The 25,829-nt window shown below is 41.8% G+C and carries 20 protein-coding genes; 7 read left to right on the plus strand and 13 right to left on the minus strand.

The window, feature by feature from the left end; all coding sequences use genetic code 11:
* Positions 1-14: 14 nt before the first annotated feature.
* Positions 15-2,042, minus strand: a complete 2,028-nt coding sequence (locus DDZ16_RS00710; protein WP_109262497.1) for a transketolase family protein — start codon at positions 2,040-2,042, stop codon at positions 15-17.
* 425 nt (positions 2,043-2,467) lie between these two features.
* Here DDZ16_RS00710 and DDZ16_RS00715 point away from each other — a divergent pair, with 425 nt between their 5' ends.
* Both DDZ16_RS00715 and gnd read left to right on the plus strand, forming a co-directional pair.
* Positions 2,468-3,592: a 4-phosphoerythronate dehydrogenase gene (locus tag DDZ16_RS00715; RefSeq protein WP_109262498.1), complete on the plus strand. Its 1,125-nt coding sequence runs from the start codon at positions 2,468-2,470 to the stop codon at positions 3,590-3,592.
* 205 nt (positions 3,593-3,797) lie between these two features.
* A complete protein-coding gene (gene gnd / locus DDZ16_RS00720; protein ID WP_109262499.1) occupies positions 3,798-5,252 on the plus strand; it encodes a decarboxylating NADP(+)-dependent phosphogluconate dehydrogenase in 1,455 nt (484 codons plus the stop codon).
* Between the two features lie 65 nt (positions 5,253-5,317).
* Here gnd and DDZ16_RS00725 read toward each other — a convergent pair whose 3' ends face one another.
* Together DDZ16_RS00725 and DDZ16_RS00730 are read right to left on the minus strand one after the other, a co-directional pair.
* On the minus strand, positions 5,318-5,635 hold the full coding sequence (locus DDZ16_RS00725) for a type II toxin-antitoxin system RelE/ParE family toxin (protein ID WP_109262500.1): 318 nt from the start codon (positions 5,633-5,635) through the stop codon (positions 5,318-5,320).
* Positions 5,617-5,820, minus strand: a complete 204-nt coding sequence (locus tag DDZ16_RS00730) for a hypothetical protein (protein ID WP_109262501.1) — start codon at positions 5,818-5,820, stop codon at positions 5,617-5,619. The genes DDZ16_RS00725 and DDZ16_RS00730 overlap by 19 nt, the downstream gene beginning before the upstream one ends.
* Positions 5,821-6,168: 348 nt before the next feature.
* Between DDZ16_RS00730 and DDZ16_RS00735 the strand changes: the two genes are divergently transcribed.
* Together DDZ16_RS00735 and DDZ16_RS00740 are read left to right on the plus strand one after the other, a co-directional pair.
* Positions 6,169-7,023 (plus strand): UDP-2,3-diacylglucosamine diphosphatase, encoded by an 855-nt coding sequence (locus tag DDZ16_RS00735; RefSeq protein ID WP_109262502.1) that lies wholly within the window; start codon positions 6,169-6,171, stop codon positions 7,021-7,023.
* 264 nt (positions 7,024-7,287) lie between these two features.
* Positions 7,288-8,334 (plus strand): glycosyltransferase family protein, encoded by a 1,047-nt coding sequence (locus tag DDZ16_RS00740; RefSeq protein WP_109262503.1) that lies wholly within the window; start codon positions 7,288-7,290, stop codon positions 8,332-8,334.
* Positions 8,335-8,691: 357 nt separating this feature from the next.
* Here the strand turns inward: DDZ16_RS00740 and DDZ16_RS00745 are convergent, their stop codons facing one another.
* From DDZ16_RS00745 to priA, 8 genes are all read right to left on the minus strand, one after another.
* Positions 8,692-9,396, minus strand: coding sequence for a zinc metallopeptidase (locus DDZ16_RS00745; protein ID WP_109262504.1), 705 nt, complete (start codon positions 9,394-9,396; stop codon positions 8,692-8,694).
* Between the two features lie 128 nt (positions 9,397-9,524).
* Complete coding sequence (locus DDZ16_RS00750) at positions 9,525-11,033, minus strand: MBOAT family O-acyltransferase (protein ID WP_109262505.1); 1,509 nt, start codon at positions 11,031-11,033, stop codon at positions 9,525-9,527.
* 13 nt (positions 11,034-11,046) lie between these two features.
* Positions 11,047-12,450, minus strand: coding sequence for an SGNH/GDSL hydrolase family protein (locus DDZ16_RS00755; RefSeq protein ID WP_109262506.1), 1,404 nt, complete (start codon positions 12,448-12,450; stop codon positions 11,047-11,049).
* 39 nt (positions 12,451-12,489) lie between these two features.
* Positions 12,490-13,950 (minus strand): lytic transglycosylase domain-containing protein, encoded by a 1,461-nt coding sequence (locus DDZ16_RS00760; protein ID WP_232526517.1) that lies wholly within the window; start codon positions 13,948-13,950, stop codon positions 12,490-12,492.
* 224 nt (positions 13,951-14,174) lie between these two features.
* Positions 14,175-14,873: a DUF5683 domain-containing protein gene (locus DDZ16_RS00765; RefSeq protein ID WP_109262507.1), complete on the minus strand. Its 699-nt coding sequence runs from the start codon at positions 14,871-14,873 to the stop codon at positions 14,175-14,177.
* A gap of 16 nt (positions 14,874-14,889) precedes the next feature.
* Positions 14,890-15,783: a ParB/RepB/Spo0J family partition protein gene (locus DDZ16_RS00770; protein WP_109262508.1), complete on the minus strand. Its 894-nt coding sequence runs from the start codon at positions 15,781-15,783 to the stop codon at positions 14,890-14,892.
* Between the two features lie 197 nt (positions 15,784-15,980).
* The gene (locus tag DDZ16_RS00775) at positions 15,981-16,781 is read right to left on the minus strand and encodes a ParA family protein (RefSeq protein ID WP_109262509.1); all 801 of its coding nucleotides are present in this window, start codon (positions 16,779-16,781) and stop codon (positions 15,981-15,983) included.
* Positions 16,782-16,970: 189 nt separating this feature from the next.
* Positions 16,971-19,439 (minus strand): replication restart helicase PriA, encoded by a 2,469-nt coding sequence (gene priA, locus DDZ16_RS00780; protein WP_109262510.1) that lies wholly within the window; start codon positions 19,437-19,439, stop codon positions 16,971-16,973.
* 357 nt (positions 19,440-19,796) lie between these two features.
* Here priA and DDZ16_RS00785 point away from each other — a divergent pair, with 357 nt between their 5' ends.
* The 3 genes from DDZ16_RS00785 (at position 19,797) to DDZ16_RS00795 (ending at position 23,333) form a co-directional block, all read left to right on the plus strand.
* Complete coding sequence (locus DDZ16_RS00785; RefSeq protein ID WP_109262511.1) at positions 19,797-20,456, plus strand: 2-aminoethylphosphonate--pyruvate aminotransferase; 660 nt, start codon at positions 19,797-19,799, stop codon at positions 20,454-20,456.
* A 427-nt stretch (positions 20,457-20,883) separates the two neighbouring features.
* Complete coding sequence (locus DDZ16_RS00790) at positions 20,884-22,236, plus strand: UDP-N-acetylmuramate--L-alanine ligase (protein ID WP_109262512.1); 1,353 nt, start codon at positions 20,884-20,886, stop codon at positions 22,234-22,236.
* 74 nt (positions 22,237-22,310) lie between these two features.
* The gene (locus DDZ16_RS00795) at positions 22,311-23,333 is read left to right on the plus strand and encodes a DUF4097 family beta strand repeat-containing protein (protein ID WP_109262513.1); all 1,023 of its coding nucleotides are present in this window, start codon (positions 22,311-22,313) and stop codon (positions 23,331-23,333) included.
* Positions 23,334-23,485: 152 nt separating this feature from the next.
* Here the strand turns inward: DDZ16_RS00795 and DDZ16_RS00800 are convergent, their stop codons facing one another.
* On the minus strand, positions 23,486-24,787 hold the full coding sequence (locus tag DDZ16_RS00800; RefSeq protein ID WP_109262514.1) for an acetyl-CoA hydrolase/transferase family protein: 1,302 nt from the start codon (positions 24,785-24,787) through the stop codon (positions 23,486-23,488).
* 305 nt (positions 24,788-25,092) lie between these two features.
* The gene (locus DDZ16_RS00805; RefSeq protein ID WP_109262515.1) at positions 25,093-25,674 is read right to left on the minus strand and encodes a 30S ribosomal protein S16; all 582 of its coding nucleotides are present in this window, start codon (positions 25,672-25,674) and stop codon (positions 25,093-25,095) included.
* Positions 25,675-25,829 lie beyond the last annotated feature (155 nt).

Below are 25,829 nucleotides of genomic sequence, written 5' to 3' on the forward strand. Positions count from 1 at the left end.
GGAATCTTCCGGTGTTACAAATCCATGAATTTGCAAACGGCATTGTATACTGCTTCTCCTGTAAAACCAAATTTTTCATCCAGCACTTTGTAGGGAGCAGAATAACCGAAATGGTCTAATCCGTTGGCCAATCCGTTTGGACCGGTCAGTCCTTCAATCGTCGTTGGCAATCCTGCAGTCAGACCATATCTTGTTGTTCCTTCAGGAAGTAGTTCCTCCTGATATTCTTTAGGCTGATTGCGGAAAAGACCTTCAGAAATGGCTGAAACCACCTGGACTTTCAAGCCTTTTTCTTTACGGAGCATTTCTGCACCCGCAACCAAAGTAGAAACTTCAGATCCGTTTCCTACCATCACAAGATCAAGTTTGCCCTCATCTTTTTCTACGATGTAAGCACCTTTTTTGGCGTTGAGTGCTTTTTCGTAGGTACTTCCCGGAAGATTCGGAATGTTTTGTCTTGAAAGAATCAGAGCAGAAGGCGTGGAGGTATTTTCCATGGCCATTTGCCAGGCAACGGTTGATTCGTTGGCATCGGCAGGACGCATTACCAACATGCTGTTTTCGCCATGGTGATTTTTAAGTTTCTCCATAAGTCTGATCTGAGCTTCCTGCTCAACAGGCTGGTGCGTTGGGCCGTCTTCACCTACACGGAATGCATCGTGCGTCCATACATATTTTACAGGTAGTTCCATGAGGGCTGCTAACCGAGCAGCTGGCTTCATGTAGTCTGAGAATACAAAGAAGGTTCCACAAACGGGTATTATACCCCCGTGCAATGCCATACCGTTAGCCAATGCACCCATTGTCAGCTCAGAAACACCTGTGTGAACAAATTGGCCGGAGTAGTCTCCTTTAACCATGGGCTGCGTTTTCTTGAGGAACCCGTCAGTCTTGTCAGAATTACTAAGGTCTGCTGACATTACAATCATGTTCTCTACATGATCGGCAAAATGTGCAAGTACCGCTCCTGATGCACCTCTTGAGGCTATGTCTGCTTTTTGTTCAATAGCTGCATAATCAATTTCAGGCGCTTCTTTCGAGAAGAATTGATGGAACTGTGCGGCAAGTTCAGGATGGGCTTTTTCCCAGGTTTCCTGTTCTGCCTTTTTTCGTTCAGCCTGAATCGATTTTTCTTCCATCAATTTGTTGTAATACTCTGCAACGTCGGGGAAGACAGCGAAAGGTTGTTCCGGATCTCCGCCCAGGTTTTCAATGGTTTTGCGGAACGAAGCACCTGCAGCACCCAAAGGTTGACCGTGGGTTGAAACCTTGCGCTCGAATGATTCACCATCTTCAGTTAAAGCACCTTTTCCCATAACGGTTTTACCGATGATCAGGTAAGGCTTATCGGTGATTTTCTTAGACTCTTCAAGAGCTTCCCGAATCTGGGCATGATCGTGTCCGTCAATAGTTTTAACGGCCCATCCCCATGCTTCGTATTTCATTGCGGTGTCTTCGATGGAAACAGCACTGGTCTCAGTGGAAAGCTGGATGTCGTTTGAATCGTAAAACATTACCAGATTTCCAAGTCCAAGATAACCGGCTAAACGTCCGGCTCCCTGAGAGATCTCTTCTTGAATACCACCATCAGAAATAAAGGTGTAGATGTTATGAGCACTCCACAAGCCAAATTTCTGGGCTAAAAAGCGCTCTGCAATAGCTGCACCCACTGCCATGGTGTGTCCTTGCCCCAGTGGACCTGAGGTGTTTTCCACACCGCGCTCAAAGTCGACTTCGGGGTGTCCCGGGGTTGGGCTTCCCCACTGGCGGAAGTTTGCCAGATCTTCCATTGAATAGGCGCCTGTTAGGGCCAATTGTGAATAAAGCATTGGGGACATGTGGCCTGGATCCAGGAAAAAGCGATCACGGAGCGCCCACTCTCTGTCCTGCGGATCGAAATCCATATATTCAGAGAAAAGGATGTGAATATAATCGGCTCCTCCCATGGCTCCTCCCGGGTGACCTGATTTGGCTTTTTCAACCATAGCAGCCGAAAGAACGCGTATGTTGTCTGCGGCTCTTTTTGCAATGTCTGTGCTCATAGTATTGTTGATTTGTTTGTTTGTATTCTATGTGTTCTGGTCTGTTCTTTTTTTGTTCGAACTGCAAATATAATTAAACCAGAAAATTTTCTTAGTAAAGACTCATTCATATTTTTCAAATGCAAAAGTAGTTAAATTTTTAGGTGGGAAAAATAAATAGTAACTATTGCTTTTAGGACCAAAGGATTAAGGTGTTTTTTATAAAAAACACAAATTAATTTTGCCATTATTGATAAATGTTTCGTAGCTCTTTTAGCGTTTACCGGATGATTTCCGAAAATCAAGCATTTAGATGAAGGGGTTGTCTTTGTGTTCCATAATTTTGGTTGCCGTTGAAAAGTATCCTTTTAGAAGTTGGGGGTTTATAGTAGTTTGATATTTTATTGTTAATTTGGGGGTTTGAAAACGACAATCCCCATATAAGTATGTTGATAATTGCAGATGACAAAATTCCGTTTTTGAAAGGAGCGCTTGAGCCTTTCGCTGACGTGGTGTACATTCCTGGAGCATCCATAGGTCCCGAAGATTTAAACAATGCAGATGGATTGATTGTGAGAACCCGGACTAAGGTGAATGAAGAGTTGTTGAAGCACAGTAAAGTCAAAGCGGTTGTATCGGCAACCATTGGAACAGATCATCTGGATATTCCCTGGCTTGAAGCTAATAACATAGCATGGACCAATGCTCCGGGTTGTAATTCCGGTTCAGTAAAGCAATATATTGCCTCTGTATTTTCCGCCCTGGAGATGAATTATTTCCCTTTAAGAGGAAAGACTCTGGGCATCGTTGGTGTTGGAAATGTTGGCAGTAAGGTGGCAAAAGCAGGAGAAGCTTTTGGTATGCGTGTTTTGATGAATGATCCTCCCAGGAACGAAAAGGAGCCTGACTTCGAGAACGTAGATCTCAATGTATTGCTGCAAATGTCAGATGTGGTCACCTTTCATGTACCTCTGACGCGGGAGGGCAAATATCCCACCTGGTATTTGCTCAACGACACGACCCTTATGATGATGAAACGTGGAAGCGTTTTGATTAATTCATCAAGAGGCGAAGTGGTTGAAGAACGCGTGCTGATGAAGGGGCTTAGTTCTGAGTTAATAAAACATGCTGTATTGGATGTATGGGAACATGAGCCTGATATCTCGTTGGAACTTCAGGAACGATTAATGATTGGGACCCCTCATATTGCAGGTTACTCTGTGGATGGAAAAGCCAACGGCACAACAGCCGCTGTTCGTTTTATGAGCCAGCAGTTTGGGCTTGGGATAGATGACTGGTCTGCTAGTGAGTTGCCGGTTTTTGATGATATGACCCTGACCGTCAAAGAAGTCAATGACCGATTGAACCTTGAGCTGGCTAAACTCGTTGTTTCCACATACGATGTCACCAAAGATTCACAACGATTGCGTGAATCCCCTCAGCATTTTGAATCTCTTAGGGGCAATTATCCGGTTAGGCGTGAATTTCCAGCCTGGCAGGTAAAAGTTACAAAAGAACATGAAACTTTAAAAAATGCTCTGCAACTATTGGGATTCCAAATTTCAGGGTGACAAACGGAAGAAAAGGATGAAGTTGTCCCTGGGGTGTAAAACTCAAAAACCTTGTCATCTAGAGCGTTGCCGAAACATCTGGTTGTTAAACCAGCAGACGCTTTGACAAGCTCAGAATGACATCAAATTTGGATTTTGGAGGCTGTTCTCACCCGTTTTGGGAAGTATCTGTAAAACTAAAATCAAACGATCTATTTATATAACTATGGCACAAAAAGCGGACATTGGACTCATTGGTCTCGCCGTAATGGGGGAGAACCTGGTTTTAAATATGGAAAGTCACGGATTTACTGTGGCAGTTTTCAACCGGAGTGTTGAGAAAGTGGATAAATTCGTAAATGGGCGAGGCAAAGGCAAGAAATTTATTGGTACTCATTCGCTTGAGGAATTGGTAGAGAATATTGAACGGCCCCGTAAGATAATGATGTTGGTGAAAGCCGGGCAACCCGTGGATGACTTTATCGAAAAGCTCATTCCTCTGCTGGAACCCGGTGATGTCATTATAGACGGCGGAAACAGCCATTTTCCGGATACCATCCGCAGAACCAAATATGTTGAAAGTAAAGGTCTGCTTTATATTGGGACAGGTGTTTCAGGAGGAGAAGAAGGGGCTTTAAAAGGGCCCTCAATGATGCCTGGGGGTTCCCTCAAGGCATGGCCACTGGTGAAAGACATCTTTCAAAGCATCGCTGCGAAAGTTGAAGATGGGTCACCATGCTGTGACTGGGTTGGTGAAGATGGAGCCGGTCACTTTGTGAAAATGGTTCACAACGGCATTGAATACGGAGATATGCAGCTTATCAGCGAGGCTTATCATCTCATGCGCGACTACCTGAAACTCTCGCACGATGAGATGCATGATATTTTCGACCTTTGGAACCAGGGCGATCTTGACAGTTACCTCATTGAGATAACCCGTGACATTATGGGCTTTCGCGATGAAAATGGAGAACCTTTACTGGAAAAAATACTAGATGCAGCCGGGCAGAAAGGAACCGGAAAATGGACGGCCATTTCATCGCTTGAAGTAGGTGTGCCTCTTACCTTGATAGGGGAAGCCGTTTATTCAAGGATTCTTTCCTCACAAAAAGAGGAGCGCGAAAGGGCTGCAGGTATTATTAAATCCCGTGTGGAACACCTTGATGAAGAGAAAGAGGAGTTTGTCAATGCCATTCATGATGCATTGTTTGCTTCTAAAATTGTGTCGTATGCACAAGGGTATGTTTTAATGAGAGAGGCAGCCGAAGAGAATAACTGGAATCTGAATTATGGAGGCATTGCCTTGATGTGGAGAGGTGGTTGTATTATTCGTTCGGCATTTCTGAGCAAGATAAAAGATGCTTTTGACAGCAATCCTGAACTTGAGAATTTGATGCTTGACGACTACTTCCATGATAAGCTCCGGGCTGCCCAAGAGGGATGGCGGAAAGTCGTTTCTGTTGCTGCACGCATTGGAGTACCTGTTCCGGCATTCTCTTCAGCACTGGCATACTTCGACGGATATCGAACTGCCAACTTACCGGCCAATCTGCTTCAGGCTCAGCGTGATTATTTTGGGGCCCATACTTATGAGAGGGTTGATAAAGATCGTGGCGAATATTTCCATACCAACTGGACAGGAAGAGGAGGAGATACAGCGTCTTCTACTTATCAGGTATAAATTTGAATCAGATAAGACATTGATATCCCCGGATTAGAGCTTTTGGCATCTTTTTCCGGGGTTTTTTATTGGTTTTTGGTGGGATTTTGACGCGTGTCAAATACACGAACAATGAAGACCTTGCATTCTTGTTTGTTAATTCTGTAAGTGATTTTAATATTTCCTTCAATTAGCTTTTTGTAGTTTCGTTTTAGATGGGAGAATTCTTTATCATTGGTTCTGATTTTCACCACGGCTTCATTGGTGAGGATATCAATTTTGTTTAGAAGAGAGGTTATTATCTCAATAGATTTATCTTCATTAATTGTTTCCGAATAGAAATTGTAAACTTTTCGTAAGTCTTTTTTCGCTCTGTTTGTCCACTTTATTTTGAATGTCGCCAATTTTTAATTTCTTTTTTCAGTTCCTCATGATCTGTTAATCTGTCCTCAATAATGTCTTCCTCTGATTCTTCTATTTTTCTATCATTCAACGATGTTACTATTTTCTCATAGATTTCATTAACATCAGGTTCTTTTACCTGGTGTAAATGGCTATGAATGAATTGTCTTTTTTTATGTATGTCCATAATGTTTTGTTTTGATTATTTCAAATTTAATGATTTTAGCTTACAAATTCCACCTGTGACATCCTAACTAATGCATTCGCAATCCGAAGTTTCAGGATTCTGTAAACCAATTGTATTGTTTTGACAGAACTGAAAGAATCAAATGATTGGGTTGCTCAAATTGAGGCCAAACAGTTTCTGACTATTCCCGTCTCGGGCCATTTATTCTAAGGAAAAATTAAGAACCCCCAAAAACTGAATTATGAATGCTGGTTTTCGGGGATTTTTCTTAACAATTTGTTTGCCCAGGGATTACATTCAATTATTGCTGTGTGATTAATCTTGCATCAAGAAACTAATACGCAGCATATGCAAAAAATCAAACACATCAAAAAACGCCGGATCAAAGCTTCTGTGATTTCCGACCTGCATCTTGGCACATATGGCTGTAAAGCACCTCAGATCTTGGATTACCTCAAAGGGATTGATCCTGAGATCCTGGTTTTAAACGGTGACATTGTAGATGGCTGGCAGTTTACCCGATCGTACTTTCCTCCTTCGCATTTGAAGGTCGTTCGTCAGCTAATAAAAATGATGGAACAAGGCACCAGGCTGATTTATGTAGCCGGAAACCATGATGAAGTTATGCGTCGTTTTGCGGGTTTAAAGCTTGGCAATTTTTCTTTTGTCAATAAGGTGGTTTTAACGATTGACGGTAAAAAATCGTGGATCTTTCATGGTGATGTTTTTGATGTTTTTATGCATCATTCCAAGTGGCTTGCCCGACTTGGTGCCAAAGGCTATGGAATGCTTACTATCCTGAATAAGTTAGTAAATAGAGTACTTTCAGTTTTCGGGAAAAAGCGGTTGTCTATTTCCCGGAGTATAAAAGAGAAAGTAAAAGGTAGTGGGCATGCTATTTCCCGCTTTGAGCGCACGGTTGCCGGTATTGGAGTTGAAAAGGAATATGAATATGTGATATGCGGACATATTCACACTCCTGCAGACAAAACAATTAAAGCGGATAAAGGAAAAATTAGATATCTCAACTCTGGCGACTGGGTGGAAAGCCTTACAGCTCTGGAGTATGAAAATGGCGATTGGCAATTGAAATACTGGGAGCCTCATTGGTCCGAAACAGAGGAGTTGTCGGCGGATGAGAGCTTTTCACGACCATCCAAAGCCGTATTTATAAGTGCCTTTAAGGAAGTAATGGGTAGTTGAATAGTATAACTTAGCCTGCTTTATTCATGAATTATCGTTATGAGATGTCTAAATATCAAGAAATACAATTAACCGCAGATAAAATGGATGCAGGCAAATAATGAAACGAGCAAGTTTGCGAGTTCAATACGACCATAAAAATAATAATAATCGTATTAATTATTTTCAAATCCATTTTATTGAGGACGATTGTATTTTGCAGCTAGTTGGACATCGGAATAGATTATTTGTGAATAAAGCAGGTTAGAATTAACAGAAAGAAAAATGAAAATATTATATGCCATTCAGGGAACCGGAAACGGCCATCTTGCCAGAGCTATTGATCTGATTCCTGAATTCAGGAAATATGGAAACGTTGATGTTTTATTGAGTGGCCAGCATTGTGAGTTGCAATTGCCTTTTGATATTAAGTATCGAATGCAGGGTTTTGGCTTCTTTTTCGGCACGAATGGGGGTATTGATCTTCAAAAAACCTGGAAGAAGAATTCTTTAGCTCGCTTTTTTAAAGAGATTACAAAGTTACCTGTTGATGATTATGATTTGGTAATTTCTGATTTTGAACCTGTGTCGGCCTGGGCTTGCCGTATTAAAGGTAAAAGGTGTTTTGGAATGAGCCATCAATCAGCTGTCATTAATCCAAAAGTCCCACAACCTAAACAATCCAAGTGGTGGGGGAGAGGTATTTTGAAGCACTATGCTCCGACAACGGATCATCTCGGATTTCATTTTAGTGCACTAAGCAATAAGGTTTTTACACCTGTTATCCGGAAGTCTGTTCGTCAGTTATCAACAGTGAACAATGGTCATTATACCGTTTACTTACCTGCTTATTCTGATATTCAGATTATCAGTGTGCTTTCCGGTATAAGGGAAGTAAATTGGCAGGTTTTCTCCAAACACGCCAAGGTTCCTTATTCTTTTAACCACATCTCTGTTATGCCGATTGATAATGACACTTTCTTAAAAAGCATGGCAGGAAGTACTGGCGTCTTGTCTAATGCAGGATTTGAAACCCCTTCTGAAGCTTTATACCTGGGAAAGAAACTTTGTGTGGTACCCATGAAAAATCAATATGAGCAATCTTGTAATGCTGCTATGCTCGAAGAAATGGAAATTCCTGTTTTGCGCAGCTTTTCTTCAAATGAACTCCCTCAATTAAGAGACTGGGTAATAATGGGGGAGAAAGTGGCTGTAAACTATCCTGATAATGTTCAAGGTGTTGTTCGAAAAATGATGGATATGGCCGAGTCTTATCAGGATTCTCATCAAAAGAAGAATATTCCTGGTCTGGCAGGTGCTCTGAGTGGGTGACTTTTCTTAGTGAATTGTAATAGTTAATATTCCGGTGAGTTTTGTAAAGGTCTGTAAATAAAACTTTTGGAGTCATGTGCCTTGTTGCTTTAAAGCCCTGCTTATTAGTATTATATGGTTGGTCTTTAATCTTACCTGATTGACGTCTGTCAGGTGTCGGAAAATCTAACGATCTATTGAATAGTGGTAGCATTAGAAATAGTCTTTCAGTGTCTCTTCTCATATTAGGGAAAAGCCTCTCAGATAGAGATGTCTATCTCTGAAAATAATCTAAACCCTGTCTGGAGGGGTGAAAAAACGAAAGCCCTGCAAATCAGCATGAATGAAAAACAGGGCTTTTATCGTATATACTAAACATTATTCTCTGTTTCCAAGAAGTACCATAACCCAGTAGGCCAGTGTGGCCAGAGCAGATAATGCGGCTACCACATAAGTATAAGCAGCCCATTTCAGAGCGTCGCGTGCCTGATTGTGATTTCGACCGCTGGTGATGTTGGCAGAATGAAGCCAGGCAAGGGCTCTTTGGGTGGCATTGATCTCAACAGGTAATGTGATGAATGCAAAAGCAGTGAACACGGCGTAACATGCAATGATGATTTTTATGGCCAGTTCGAAAGGGATTAAGCTTGGTAGCATAAAAGCTCCAACAAACATCATGATGAAGACTGCATTTAAAATCTTAGAACTCACATTCTGTAAGGGCACAAGAGTGGTTCTTAGTTTCAGCGGTGCATAACTTCTGGCGTGCTGAACGGCATGGCCACATTCGTGGGCTGACACTGCCGCAGCGGCTACATTCCGCCCATGGTAAACATTTTCACTCAGGTTTACAGTTTTATTGGCCGGATTGTAATGGTCGCTTAAATGTCCGCGTGAGGGTAAAACCCTTACATCGTGAATCCCATTATCACGAAGCATTTTTTCAGCCACTTCACGCCCCGATAAATTACTGTCAAGCGAAGTCTTTGAGTATTTTTTGAAACGACTCTTCAATTGGGAACTAACAATCCAGCTGGCTACCAGGAAGAAGAGGAATATAAGAATCAGAGGTGATGAAAACATAGCTCAATAAATTATTAACAATAATTAAAAGGTTTACTTGTTTATTTCTCCGATGATTTTGGCAGCAAAAATCCTGCCATGGCTTAAGTGAAGAATGTCGATGGATGGCTCTTCACGCAATGCGTGGGTTAAAATCTGAAATAAATAAATGGAACAACCTCTGCCGTTCTGAATTGCAGCATAAAAACCACAGCGATGGCAATCAGTGCCACTTTGGCAGACCAGTGAATGGTTATAAACCAGCCTCTGAATTTTTCTTTAAGAGATGCCGGGAGCCAATGCAGAATAAAGCCTGTTATAATCAATGTATAGGACATGATATTTGACTGGATAGCCGGTAATATCATGCCGGAGTTGAAAGCTGTAAATATTCTTTTTGTCATCACTCCTGCCCTTTCAAGGTCATTGGCCCGGAACAGAATCCATCCGGCTACAACAAAATGAAAGGTGATAATAAATCCGGTCCATCCGGCAATCCATTGGGGTAACCTTGAGGTTAAAGGTTTCATCATTTTATCGGCTACAAGCCCCAGGCCGTGCCATACGCCCCAAAGTACAAAACGCCATGAGGCGCCATGCCACAATCCCCCGAGTGTCATCGTAATCAAGAGGTTCAGGTGCGTTCGAAGATTGCCTTTGCGGTTACCGCCCAAAGGAATATAAAGATAATCACGTAGCCAACTGGATAAAGATATGTGCCAGCGGTGCCAGAACTCCGTAATAGAAAATGCCTTGTATGGACTGTTGAAGTTCAGGGGTAATCTGAATCCCAGAAGCAGTGCCAGACCAATGGCAACATCGGTATAACCACTGAAATCGCAATAGATTTGGAGGGTATAACCATAAATTCCACTCAAAATCTCAAACCCCGAATAAAGAAACGGGCTTTCGAAAACGCGATCCACCAGATTCACAGCAATATAATCGGAAAAAACGATTTTTTTCAAGAGCCCCGAAATGATTAAAAAGGAGGCATGCCAGGCTTGTTTTTCAGTAAGGACAAAAGGGCGGTAAAGTTGTGGCACAAATTCTCTGGCTCTGACAATGGGGCCAGCCACCAATTGCGGGAAAAAGGAGACATAGAATCCGAAATCTACTATATTATGCACCGGTGCCAGTTGTCGTCGGTATACATCCATTGAATAGCTGATCGTCTGAAATGTAAAAAAAGAAATTCCAACCGGTAAAATTATATCATCCACACTGAAATTGCTGCCAAAAACAGCATTTGAGAAAATGGCCAGCCAATCCTTCATCTCTACACTTTGATTGAAGATGTCACCCCATACATCTGCAATGAACCAGGCATATTTGAAATAGCCCAACATTCCCAGATTTACCGACAGGCTGAGGATTAGTAAAACTTTTCGCTTCCAGTGTTTCGTGAAGTGTTCCAGTCCAAGACCAATGAAGTAATCAACGACTGTTGAGATGACGAGTAGAAAAAAGAAGTAACCTCCGGCCTTGAAATAAAAAAACAAACTAACCAGAAACAGAAAGCCGGTACGTAACAGACGGTGCCTGTAAATCAAGGCATGTCCCAGAAGAACTACTCCAAAAAACACCCAGAATAAGGCAGAAGTAAACATAAAAGGTTCACCTTGCTGATATTCCGGTATTTGGAGGAGTGCTTCCATTCTTCTTGTTTCGTTACTCTACTGACGGAATTCTAACTCTTAATGAATCCAGCGATGTCCATATCCGGTCTCCAACTATTCTGGCTCCTTTGCCACTAAAGTGCATATAATCTGAAAGCATAAGAGAGGGTTCTTGTTTGGCCCACTCAACAGCGCCGTTGGTCCCGCCCATGGCTTTATGAAGATCAAAAAAGCCCATGTCGCAGGCTAGTGTGGCTGATTTTTGAGCCTCAGAAATTAAACGGGCATGTTTCATGGGTTCTACCTCTCCTGCGGCAACTTTTGCGGCCGATTGAACGCCAATTACAAGTGCCGGAACATCTGGCAATAGCTTTTGAATTAATTGCAACTCCTTTAAGAAATGAATCTGGTAAAAATTGTAATTGGTGGTTTCGGTGGGCAAAACATTGGTTCCAAACTGGATAATTAAAAGCCCCACATTTAGTTTCCTGGCCATTTGTTTTAACATATCGTTATTAGCAAGCCTGAAACCGGGCCAGGGGCGTCCGCGCATCGCAAGATTGTCGACGGCAATTCCGCTGTACGCATCCAGCGTTACTCCGTGGATAACAGGACTCCGATCTGACTCAAAGGAAAATTGGATATTATCGGATCCTTCACTGTTGATCTTTATGATCTGCAAACTATCGGAAGGGTAGAGAGAGGTTGTAATCTCCAGACTGTCTGCATAAAAAGCCCTGACTCCAACTGTATCAAGAAGAGAAGAGGCCAGCAAACCGACATTTGGGTGTTGTCTTAAACGATGGGCTTTCCAGGGAATGGGGTTGACGCTAAAGCCCGCAGAACCTCCCGAATACCAAGCCGCTTTTCCTGAAAAACCAAAATTAATGGTGTCTGGATAGTTGCCTTTTCGGTAACTGTACGAAAGATGCCACTGTCCCTTGTTTGACAGCTGAACTGTGGCATTAATTTTTAAAGGGTCGTATGGCATTACATATCCTGGGCCCGATCCTCCATATAAACCCTGAAAGTGATTACGCAATACCCCGGTGATGCGGTCTGCTTCAATTTGAGAATCCCCAAGGTGAAGAACTCTCACTACTGTTTGATTCATCTTGGCGTTTGCCGCTTTATTACAGAATGAACGGAATTTTTTTTGAAAGCCGGGAGGAGCCGTCAGCACCGAATCGTTAACAAAAAGCGGTGTTTTAATTTCCGGAAACGAATCATTCTTTAGAGAATCAGGGGACTCTTTTTGCAAAGAATCTTGCGGCGGCAGTTTTTCTTCAGGAGAAATATGCAATGAAACTTCTGAAGAATCCTGCTCCTGCTCGCCGTTTATGGTAGCAATATCCGGAATCAGGGAAATGCCAGCATCGTTCAACGCCTTGTCTAAAAAGGCGATTAACAGAGCAGTGAGAATGAAATATAAAAATATTTTAATCGGACGTATCATCCGCTATTTCTTAACCTGATTAATTCATGGCATCGAAAGTTACGATTTTGGTTTTATTTTCAATCTTTGGCCAGGCTTAATTTTTTGAGCGTTAGAGATGTTATTTAACCGCAAGATGTCAGAATCGCTTACCCCCGGATACTCTCGTGCTATAGACCAAACACTGTCACCCCTGCCCACAGTATGGTAGATGTAGTCTCCATCTTCGCTGGCACTGGCCAGTTGCTGGGATGAAGGTGCGGAATAACCACTTTTCTGCCTTGCAATGCTTTTGTAATAATCTACCTTATCCTTATCTACAAATATTGCAAGCTTTTGGCCAACCCGAATCATGTTTCGTCTGATGTTATTCCAATAGCGTAAACTTGAGGAATAAACATCGAACCAATCGGCAATTAGCCCGACCACATCACCCGATTTTACAGTATAATAGATCTTTTCTTTGCCAGGCGGGGGCGAAAAAGAGCTGCCGGATGAACTACCGGGCTTTACAACCAATTGATTGCTTGTAAAATATTTTTCTCTGTTATGGGTATATATAGAATCTTCAAGGGTAGCAAACGTAGTTGACCGGTCGAAGGCCAATCGCAAAGGATAACTTTCCTTCTGTGCCGGGATTATATCTTTTCTGTATTGGGGGTTCAAATGCCTGATAATATCGACTGGCATGTCCAGCATCTCAGCTACCTGAGAAAAATGAAGCGGCTTTGATATCATAACGGTATCGGTGGCCAACGGCAACTTAGCCGCCTTGGGTATTATGTTGTGCTCTTTGTGGTAGATAAAGGTGTAAGTAGCGGCAATAAAGGCAGGTACATACCCTCTTGTTTCTCGAGGCAGAAGGTAGAAGATTTCCCAGAAATTTCTTTTTCCACCGCTTCGGCGAATGGCCCTGTTAACATTACCCGGGCCGCAGTTGTAGGCTGCAATAACCAATTGCCAATCGCCATAAATATCGTATAAGTCACTGAGGAACTTGACTGCTGCAAGAGTTGATTTATGAGGATCCCGCCGTTCGTCAACATAAGAATTGATGTTGAGACCATACTGCTTTCCGGTGTAATACATGAACTGCCACAATCCTGAGGCGCCCGCTCTCGAGAAGGCCCGGGGATTCAATGCCGATTCGATAACCGGCAGATATTTCAATTCAAGGGGCAGCCCGTAAGCATCCAGGGCTTGTTCAAACATTGGAAAATAATATGCAGAAAGTCCTAACATGCTTTCAACCTGTTCTCTCCTTTTTTGAGTGTACAAATTGATATAAGCTTTTACATGATTGTTGTAATTTAGCTCGAAAGGAGAAACAATGTTATTGAGTCGTTCAATGTAAACCGAGTCGGATGTCTTGTTCCCTTCTGCAATAAAATCATCATAAATAGTGTCAACCACCAGTCCCGGATTGGTGCTCATATACCACATGTTCACAAGGCTGTCAAGAGACTCCGCAAACACATCCATGTTTTCCGGCTCTGGGATGGACTTTGTTGTGTCTGTCATGGCAACCTGTGCTCTGGCACAATTAAAAGACAGAAAATAAAAAGAAACTATGCTAAAGCACAGAATTAGTTTTTTTGATAAAAAAGGCATCATCATGATCAGATGTTTTGTTTTTGCTTAAAAGAAAGGAGCGAAGTTTTTTGCGAAATCAGAAATGGCCCGTTCTGTCCGCGAAATGCTGTTGTTACGATTATGAGGGGTTAAGGTTTCAGTCTGGGCTGAGGTTAAAAGTTTAATGACAATTGAATGCCAATCTTATTGCCTGAAAAGGGATCCGGTTCCAATACTGCAGGGCGAATATTCATTGAAAGATCATCACTGACATCGAAATTGTAAAAGTGGGCATCTACAGTTGCGTCAATCATATTTAACAGGTAAACAGCTGCCATTCCAATGTAACTTAAATCTCTGTAACGTCTGTAATATTCTCTTTTATTTTCCAGTGCTTGCTGGAACCAATCGGCATATTGTCCTTCTACATCTTCGACTGTAAGATTTACCGGAATTACTTTCTCATAAGACTTATTTCCCGGGTCGCGAATCAGGAAGTCCCTGTAAGCATTTTTGTACTTGGTGTAATTAGTCGAGTTAAAATGTATTGCGTAGCCAAGTGCACCAATTCCTGCGTATAGGATTGGAATTTTCCAGTATTTTTTATTGTAAGCTTGTCCCAGTCCTGGTAATATAGCTGAATAGAATGTGGCTTTATGAGGAGAATGAATTTTCTCTTCTTCTTTTTGTTTAAAGGCTTCTTCTACCGTTGTTCCTTCTGTGATAGAGATAGAATCGGTCGTGCTTTGCGAAACAATGGTTGTATCAACCCCTTGCTTGATTTGGGCTTGCAGGGAGCTCGTTCCTGCCATGTATAAAATAAATAAGACCGCAAGTAACTTTGTGAAGCCTCGCCACGTCATAAAATCCATTCTCACCCTTTTTGATTTATTTGGTTTTCGCTTTGTCAAGCACGTTTACGATTTTTTCTAATTCATCGTCCGAGCGAAAAGGGATCACGATTTTGCCTTTTCCATTATTGCCACGTGAAAACTGAATATTGGTTTTGAAGAAGTTGGATAACTGCTGACGCAAATCTTCATATTCAGCCGGTAGCTCTTCCTTTTTCTGTTCCTTCTTTTCTGTTTCTTTCCCTTTGGCCAACTCACGCACCAGCTCTTCAACCTTGCGGACACTGAGGTCGTTTTTTACAATTTGGTCGAAAATTTTTATGCGCCCTTTTTGATCGTCAAGATTGATCAGGGCTCTGGCATGTCCCATTGTGATTTGCTTTTCACGCAAACCCAACTGTATTTCAGCAGGAAGCTTCAGTAACCTGAGATAATTGGAGATGGTAGAGCGCTTTTTTCCAACTCTTTCCGACATACTCTCCTGGGTAAGGCTGCACTCATCCATTAGTCGTTGGTAACTGATGGCTACTTCGATGGGATCAAGATCTTCCCGTTGGATGTTTTCCACCAATGCCATTTCAAGCATGGTATCATCTTCAGCCATGCGCACATAAGCAGGAACGGTTTTCAACCCTGCTATTTTAGCAGCCCTGAAACGACGTTCACCTGCAATCAGCTGAAATTTATCGGCCGCTTTACGCAATGTAAGTGGCTGAATAATGCCAATTTCGCGGATGGATGCTGCCAACTCATTTAATTTCTCTTCATCGAAACGAGAGCGGGGTTGCCAGGGGTTTCCTTCAATTTTGTCAACGGGAATTTCATTAATTGCAGCTTCCGGTTTCTTGGGGGCCGCTGCCCCCTGAGAATACTCTTCCGAATTGTCAATCAATGCTCCCAGTCCTCGTCCCAGTGCGTTTTTTCTTGCCATCTTCTATATTCTATGTTAATCAATAGTCCGTTATCTCAAAGGTTCGGGATAGTAAGCGCTTATGAGTCAGTATTTATATTAAAGATGTATTTTTGTTAAGATTGATAATCTCAATCTAACCTCAATCTAACCTCAATCTAATTTCTACCCTCTAACGTCTAACCTCTAATGTCTAATCTCTAACGATCTATTGTTTGTTATTTGGCTACTTTATCTTTGTTGTCAATCTTGGTCATGTTGTTCTTTTGCAGTACTTCACGTGCCAGATTTAAGTAATTCATGGCTCCTTTGGATGAAGCGTCGTACATAACCACAGCTTTTCCGTAACTGGGGGCTTCGCTAAGCTTGATGTTACGGGTAATGAGGGTCTGAAATACCATGTCCTGGAAGTGCTTCTGAACTTCCTCCACCACCTGATTGGAAAGTCGCAATCGTGAGTCGTACATCGTTAGCAGGAAGCCTTCGATTTCCAATTCGGGATTCAGACGATTTTGAATGATCTTTATGGTATTCAATAGTTTACCGAGACCTTCCAGTGCAAAGTATTCACACTGAACAGGAATGATAACCGAATCAGCGGCTGTAAGGGCGTTTACAGTTATTAATCCCAATGAAGGAGAACAATCAATCAAAACGAAATCGTACTCGTCTTTAATTTCATTGATTACGCCCTTCAAAACCTTTTCACGATCATCCATGTTGAGCATTTCAATCTCTGCTCCTACGAGGTCGATGTGGGAAGGAAGAAGATATAAATGCTCAATTTCTCCCTTTTGAATGGCTTTTCTGGGGTCAGCCCCATCAACAATACACTCATAAATACTCGTTTCCACCTCGCGCAGATCATAGCCAAGCCCGGATGTAGCATTGGCCTGAGGATCTGCATCAATCACCAGTACATTGTATTCAAGAACTGCAAGACTTGCAGCAAGGTTGATGGCTGTTGTGGTTTTCCCAACGCCACCTTTTTGGTTTGCTAAAGCAATTATTTTAGCCATAAAAACAAATTTTTGAAATGTGCAGAAAACGGGAATGTACCCATTTTTTGGCAACAGCCAAAGTTATACTTTTATTAAAAAAATACCACCGAATTGGTCATATATTTATTTAATTAACAGGTATTAAGCTAATTTTAAGAGGTTTACATTGGAATGCAAAGTTATAAAAAATAACAAGCATCTTATTCGCTACAGAGGGTCAACATCTACCTGCAAAGTAACGTATCGCCACTCTTGCCGGCTTAGAATATTGTTGACCGCATCGTTTACCAGCTGTTTAACATGTGATGGGGAATGCCCTTTTTCAAATTTTAGCATTATTCTGGTCAGATATTGATTCTGGACTCTGCCAACAGGGGGTTCCTGAGGGCCTAATACTCTGTCTCCCAGTATGGCTCTAAGCTGATTTGCCAATGCCTCCGCTGCTTTGTCTACGACAGGTTTGTGTTTGTGTTTCAGAATAAGGTTCATTAATCGGTAATATGGTGGGTATTTGTACATTTGCCTCTCGGCAATTTGGGTTTTATACATTGTGGCATAGTCGTTTTCGACGACATAACCTATGATTGGGTGATCGGGTGCAGAGGTTTGAAGAACGACGGTTCCCTGTTTGTTCTTTCTGCCCGCACGACCACTTACCTGGGCCATCATCTGAAATCCTCTTTCGAATGCCCTGAAATCCGGTATGTTGAGCATGTTGTCCGCATTTAAGATACCCACTACACTGACATTGTCAAAATCTAACCCTTTTGTAACCATCTGAGTTCCTATTAGGACATCAATGTTGCCTGATTCAAAGTCAGAAATGATCTTTTGGTAAGATTTTTTGGATCGTGTTGTATCCAGATCCATCCTGCCGGCACGGACCTCAGGGAAAATGTTTTTAATTTCTTCTTCAATTTTTTCGGTACCAAACCCCTGGGTTGACAAAGAAGGGCTGCCGCAGGCATGACAGGTTTGTGGTGTGGTTACGGTATGTCCGCAGTAGTGACAGACCAGTTGGTTCATCTTTTTATGGTAAGTCATGCTTACGTCACAAAACTTACATCGTGGTACCCAGGCGCAAACTGTACATTCCAGAAAAGGAGAGAACCCCCGGCGGTTCTGAAATAAAATTACCTGCTTGTTATTGGATAATGCTGACTCCACATGTTCGAGCAACAGGGGAGTGAAGTGCGACTTCATCTGTTTTTTTCGCCTGGCTTCCCTGGTGTCGGCCACCAGAATCCTGGGTAACTGAATGTCTTCGAATCTTGTGAATAGTTCCACCAGTCCGTATTTTCCCCTTTTGGCATTGTAATAGCTTTCAACCGAAGGTGTTGCTGTTCCTAAGAGGACCTTTGCTCCATGTTTGTGGGCCAGCATTATCGCGGCATCCCTGGCATGGTATCGGGGGGCCGGATCAAACTGTTTAAATGAGTGTTCATGCTCTTCATCAACAATGACGAGACCAAGGTTGGTAAATGGCAAGAAGATAGAAGACCTTACGCCCAGCACAATTTGATAGTGATGGTTTTCCAATAGATCGCGATAAACTTCTACTCTCTCTTCGCTGCTGAATTTTGAGTGGTAAATGCCTAATTTGTTGCCGAAATGTTTTTTTAACCGGGTGGTGATTTGCGTTGTAAGAGCTATCTCCGGCAACAGGTAAAGCACTTGTTTCCCTTTTTCAATATTCTTTTCTATTAAGTGGATATACAATTCTGTTTTTCCGCTTGAGGTTACCCCGTGAAAAAGCACCACATTTTGAGTTTCAAAAGCAGACTCAATTTCTTTAAAAGCTTTGGCCTGGGCGGGAGAGAAAATGCTTTTTTCTTTTATTGGGCCATTGGCTAAGTCCAGGCGGCCTACTTCATGGGCATATTGCTCCAGAATCCCTTTTTTGAGGAGTTCATTTAACGGAGATGTGGCGCTGTTGTTACCTTCAAGCATCGCTTTACGGGAGATGCCTGCTCCATTCATGGCCTGTCCTGCGCCGCCGGTTTTTTGAAGAAGGGTCATCAATAACTGAAGTTGCCGGGGAGCCTTTTCAAGAGCGTTGAAAGCCTCATGCAAAGCTTCTTCTTTTTGAAAGGCTTCGCCCAGTCTCAAATAATTCTCAGTGCGTGCCTTGTAACCTTCTTTTAATCGTTCGTTTACAAAAACAGCCCCTTCTTCGAGTAAAGTCTGAAGCAAAGAAAAGCTGCTTTTCTGTTTCAGAAAATCATTTATTTCACCTACAGAGCAAAACTTCTTATCCGATAAAAACAGCAAAACTTTTTCAACTTTTTCGGATAATTCATTGGATTGGATGTAATCCGGGTTGTAATAAACTCTGGTCTCGCTTTCGAGTTTCAATCCGGAGGGAAGAGCGGCTTTGTATACTTCGCCCAGTGTGCATTGGTAATACTCTGCCATCCACTGCCAGAAATCCAGCTGTTTTTCATTGATTATTGGTGTTCGCTCAATGATTGACAATAGTGGCTTTGTTTCATATTCTGCCGGTTTGTTTTGGTGAACTGAGAAAACGATGCCCGAATATTGCTTCTTTTTGCCAAAAGGCACTACTACCCTCATTCCCTTTTGCAGATTGTCCTGCATGTCATCGGGAACAAAATAAGTAAAAAGCCTTGGCAGAGGCAGAGGCAGTATTACATCAACAAAAATTTCCGGCTCCATCAAATCAATATTTTTATGAAGGCATAAAGATATTAATTCTGTATTGATCGGTTAATTCTTCAGAAATACATTTATCCGGTAAATTTTTTCATGCAAAAGAGAATTTTTTTAACTGCCATTTTTCAAAACAGGGGGAAATTTCAAATTGAAAGCATATCTTCCGGTGGAGTTGTAAATTTTAGGCTATCAGTTAAGAGTTTTTATGAATTTTCGAATACGTGCACTGACTTGTTTGTTTGTCAAAGGTTATAGAGGGGGATAAAAGGAATTAGTAAAGTGCTGTTAATATTGGGTTAATATTTGGGATGTTTATTTGCCCCTGGAAACCTGTTTTCTTACCTTCAAAATTCATTGATTATGAGCCTAGCTTCTTTTTCAAATGCCGGATTTGCCCCGGAAGCCTTGAATGCCAGTATTATTAATATGTGGACACGTGACGAAATTCATCCGGCTCAGTTTTATCGTACAGGTTTTGAGACCATTTTTTTCAATCATAACCGGCAGTATGCCTTAAACTGTCTTCTTTCATCTGCAGTTCCTTCCGACAGGGAGATTGTTATTGTTGGTCAGGAGAATCTGAGTGAGGTCATTTCCGGAGCCAACCAGTTTGATATTCCTAATCTTGTATTTGAGGGTTCACCTGATGAAATTTCCCTTGTTGATGCTGTTTTGGGAAGTGAAACAAATGTTTCCCACTTCGTACTGGTTATTGGAAAGGACGATGAGCAGATTGAGAAATACATCAATCATTTAAAACCAATCCTCAAATTTAAGGGGATTGATTTAATTTTGTATTGCACCTCATCTGTTCAGAGTATAAATGATAGAACCAATGGGGCGGTTGATTACATGATAGGAGGCTGGAGCGATTTTCCGGATAACTCGTTTGTTGTGGCTCGCAGAAATAAGCTGGTGCAAACAGAAGGAAATTCACGTGCCTTGAATTTTGATTTGTATGCATCCTGGCAGTGGTGCCTGCAGGGACGTGGGTCTAATATTGCCCCCATGGAGATGTAAATGTTTGGTGGTTGTGATTTTTAGCTTCTCCTAAAATAATAGATCGTTAGTCCCGAATGCTTCGGGATAGATAAAAGATCTAAGATAAAGCACATGTCGGTGATAAAGTTGGTTTTAACAGAAAATGCGATCTCGATGGCAGTTAGTTTATTTATAGCCTTTTGCATTATTTAGACGAAGTGTTATTAACAATACTCCGTTAAACTTTTACAATAGATTCGTAATCAATTGATTATAAGAGCACTCTCTTTTGTGTTAATGTGCAGAATTTCAGTATGATACGAATTATCTTACATCTAATATCTATCCCGAAGCATCGGGACTAACGATCTATTGATTAAAAAGCAGACGTTTCATTTAAACATGCTATCTCATCAAAAAATCATTAATTTGTAGACTTAATGTTTAGTGGTTAAGTTGACAAATTATGAGAATACATTTTATTGCCATAGGCGGGAGTGCCATGCACAATCTTGCCATTGCTCTTCACAAAAAGGGATTTCAGGTTACCGGCTCTGATGATGAGGTTTTTGAACCAAGTCGGGGCCGACTGCGGAAGTATGGATTGTTACCCAAATCAATGGGATGGAATCCTGATTCTATTACTGCTGATATTGATTCTGTTATATTAGGAATGCATGCCCGGCCTGACAATCCGGAATTGATCAGAGCACAGGAACTAAACCTGAAAGTCTATTCTTACCCGGAATATCTCTATGAACAAACCAAAAATAAAACCCGTATTGTTATAGCCGGAAGTCATGGGAAAACCACCATTACTTCTATGCTGCTTCATGTTTTGAAATCGCTTGGCCGTAAATTTGACTTCATGGTTGGAGCCCAGATAAAAGGCTTTGATACCATGGTTGAACTCACTGATGAATCCGAAATAGCGATATTTGAGGGCGATGAGTATTTGTCATCACCCATAGACCGGCGGCCTAAGTTTTTGTGGTATAAACCTCATATAGCGTTGGCCACGGGTGTCGCCTGGGATCATATCAATGTTTTCCCCACAGAATCAGAATACAATCAACAGTTCGGTCTTTTTGCCCAAACTATAGAGCCTGGTGGCTCTTTCATTTATTATGAAAAAGACAAAGTGTTGTCTGAAATTGCCCCCCAACTTCAGGAGATTAATGTGATTCCATACAATGAGTTGAATGCCAAAACGCTAGATGGGAAAACCTTGGTTGAAACTGATGAGGAAGAATATGAATTGGGAATATTTGGTCATCACAACCTGCAGAATCTGGCAGGGGCAATGGAGGTGGCCTTGAAGATCGGGATATCGAAACCGGATTTTCTTAAAGCAATGTTCTCCTTTGAAGGAGCATCCCGGCGTCTGCAGGTTTTAGCGGAAAATGATGATGCCAAAGTTTTCTTTGATTTTGCTCATGCCCCATCAAAAGTAAGAGCTACAGTAGCTGCTGTAAAAGATCAGTTTCCGGATCGTCACCTTTTGGCTGTTCTCGAATTACATACTTTCAGTAGCCTGAATAAAGATTTTCTTCCTCAATATAAAGGTGCTATGAACGCTGCTGATGAGGCTGTAGTTTTTTTCAACCCGGAAGTAGTGAAACACAAAAAGCTGCCAGCCATTGATCCCGATGACGTAAAAAAAGCTTTTTCCAGCAATGGTTTAAATGTTTATACCAATCCGGATGATCTTAAGCAATACCTGGAAGGACTTCAAATTAGGGATTCAAACCTGTTGTTAATGACCTCAGGAAACCTTGCAGGTATTGATGTTCAGAATCTTGCTGAGAGAATTGTCTGAAAAACACCACATCTTGTGTAACTTATCTAAAGGGATGAGCGTCACATATTGGTCTTACCTTAAAATAATTACTTATGAAGCGCTTAACATCCTTTTTACTTGCTGCTGTGTTTTTAAGCGGTTGCATGCTTACCCATTCACAAGAACTGGTTGACCATGTGGATACCCGGTTTCAGAATGTTGAAAGTATAAATATTGAAGGCGTCTTTTGTGACGTGAATGTTGAAGCTGGTGGCTCGAAAGAAGTTCATTTGCAGGGAGAAATCCGAACTACAAGAGATGGTCAGGAATATTCAATTAAAACCTCCCAATCAGGAGGGGAATTGAAAATTTGGGTGGAACACCCCAACAGCATGCGCGGACGCGTTAAAGGTTTTTTGATCCTGGAGGCACCCCGAGGGGTGAATTTGTCTGTAAATAACGTTTCCGGAAATGTTAAAGTGGATGACATCGAAAGTGATCATATGTTGTTAAAAAGCGTCTCGGGAGATGTTACAGTTTCAAAAGCAGGTGGTGACAGCCGGTTTCAGAGTGTTTCCGGAAATGTTCAGGCATCAGTTATAAACGGTGCTTTGAAAGCCAAATCGGTAAGTGGTGATTTGAGGATTAACAATGTTAAAGGTGATTTGTCTGCAAGCAGTACTTCGGGAAATGTTTCCGCCAGAATGGTTGAAGGTGAAGCCATGATTAGTTCTACATCAGGAGATGTTATGGTGGAAAACCTCATGAATAGTGCCCGGTTAAAATCTACTTCGGGAAACATTAAGGTTGATGTACTGAGAGGAGGCTTATCAGCAAAATCGGTGTCGGGAGATATCGTTCTGAATGATGTCACCGGGATTTTGAGTCTTTCTACAACGAGTGGCTCACAACGTGGAACTAAGATCGTGCTTACCGGTGACAGTAACTTCAAATCCGTTTCAGGAGATATAAATATGGATCTTGAAAATGCAATGGAGGCTTTAAGCTTTTTTCTGAAAAGTGGTTCCGGGAATTTAAGTGCAGCCGGCTCGTCCGCAGACGAAAGATTGGAGATCGAAAAAGGAGAGATTGTTGTTAAAGGGTCATCTATGTCGGGAAACCAGACTTTTAGATAGGCTTTGCAATAAAAATCCGATAACTGCATTACGCTCATCTTACTTGCCAGTCATTTACAGAAGATAGTAAATATCTGTTTTGTAAAATTAGAAAAGCCACCCTCAGCTGTTGAAGGTGGCTTTTTTGTATTTAAGAAGACAAATGTCTTAATTTATTTCGACACAAAGTGATAGTGAGATCCAAAGCGGTCGAAAGCAGCTTTGTCAAGCATTTCACGATGGTCGGGATGCGCTACAGAGATAATTAAGCGGGCACGTTCCTGAAGTGTTTTTCCGTAAAGATTAACGGCTCCATGTTCGGTTACCAACCAGTGCATGTTGGCACGAGTGGTTACAACACCAGATCCTTCCATCAGGGTAGGAGCAATCTTTGACAATCCTTTACCGGTAACAGAAGGCATTGCAATAATTGGTTTTCCGCCTTCGGAGTAACCAGCACCACGGATAAAATCAATCTGTCCACCTACTCCCGAGTAGTGAGTGGTTCCGATAGAATCGGCACAAACTTGTCCGGTAATATCAACAGCCAATGCAGAGTTGATAGCCGTTACTTTCTTTTGCTTACGAATAACGTCCACACTATTGGTATGTTTAACATCCATCATAGCCACCTGAGGGTTGTCGTCAACAAAGTCATACAAATCCTGAGATCCCATGAGGAATGAAGCAACCATCAAGCCTTTGTCGAGCTGTTTTCGTTTGCCATTTACAACACCTTTTTCAACAAGAGGAAGGATTCCGTCAGAGAACATTTCGGTATGAACACCAAGATCTTTGTGGTTTCCAAGTTCGGCAAGTACAGCGTTAGGAATTCCGCCAATACCCATTTGCAGGCAAGCTCCGTCTTCAACCAACTCTGCTACATTGTGACCGATGGCTCTTTCCACTTCCGAAAGAGGCGCATTGTTATGGATGTATAAAGGTTCATCCTGCTCAACCAAATAATCGATGTCTCTCATGTTGATTTGAGCATCACCCCATGTACGAGGTACATTCTTGTTGATTTGGGCGATAACCACATCAGCAGTCTCTACAGCTGCGCGGGTGGCATCAACAGAGGTTCCCAGGGAAACATAACCGTGCTTGTCAGGACTTGAAACCTGAATCATACATACGTTTACTTTCAGATATCCCTCGCGGATCAATTTCTGGGTTTCGCTCAAAAATACCGGGATGTAGTCAGCGTATCCTGCCTGAGTGACTTTACGTACGTTTCCACCCACGAAAAATGACTCTAGTTGGAAGACACCTTCAAATTCCGGATCTGCATATGGAGCAGCTCCTTCGGTGTGGATGTGCTGGATTTTTACATCTTTGAGTTCACCGTTGCGACCTCTCGCAACCATGGCATCAATAAGTGCATGGGGGGTTACCGCCACACTACTCATGTGAATACGGTCTCCTGATTTGATTACTTTAACAGCCTCCTCGGCAGTTACTGTCTTATACTGCATGTCGAAACAATTTTATGAAATGGTGTTTTAAATGCTTTCTGAAAAACGGTGCAAAAGTAGTCTTTTTGTGCCACATTTCAGGTATTAATATCAGTTTGTCAGAGTGTTTCTGGTGAATTTAAAACCATTCTGAAAAAATAGAGATTTATTTCTTTATTGGTTTCAGTGGGTTGGAGGGTGTCTGGATGTGGACCGTTATTTTTTTGTAAAAGATTTTAATATTTGCAAAGTGCCGTTCAGGCATAAAAAAAACCTGTCTGCAAATGCAAACAGGTTTTAATTTTGTAGGAAGAAAAAATGAAGAATTACTCAGACTTGGTTTCTTCAGAACCAGCTTCTGATTCGTTGTTTTCTTTAGATTTCTCTTCTGTAGCTTCTTCAGCTTCGGCAGATTCTTCTTTTTCTTCAGCATCTGCTTCAGCAGCAAGTTCGGCATTCTTTTTGGCCAAAGCTTCAGCTCTTTCAGAGTTGATTTTGGCTTCCTGCTCGAGACGTGCTTTACGCTCTTGCTCACTTTCTGACGAAAGCTGATCTTTTTTCGCTTGTATCTTAGCTTCTTTCTCTTCCATCCATTTCTGGAATCGACGTTCAGCCTCTGCTTCGTCAAAAGCACCTTTTTTTACACCTTCGAGAAGGTGTTTTTTCATGAGTACCCCTTGGTAACTCAAAATTGCACGGGCAGTTTCAGTAGGTTGGGCGCCTTTGCCAAGCCATGTTAAGGCTTTGTCGAAATTCAATTCAATCGTAGCAGGATTTGTGTTGGGATTGTATGAACCAATCCGCTCGATGTATTTACCATCTCGTGGCGCCCTGCTATCTGCTACTACAATGTGGTAGTAAGCATACCTTTTGCGTCCGTGTCTCGCTAATCTGATTTTTACGGGCATGTTTCTAAATAATTACAATTAAACAACCTACATTTTTTTGCGACTGCAAATATAGGGTGATTTATTTGGTTTACGAAACCTCTTTGCAGTTTATTTTTAGAAGATTGGGAAAATTAGGTTAATTGACTGTTAGATTTTATGAAGAAACACTTATC

Source organism: Marinilabilia rubra, from assembly GCF_003121985.1.
In the GTDB taxonomy this organism is placed as follows: domain Bacteria; phylum Bacteroidota; class Bacteroidia; order Bacteroidales; family Marinilabiliaceae; genus Marinilabilia; species Marinilabilia rubra.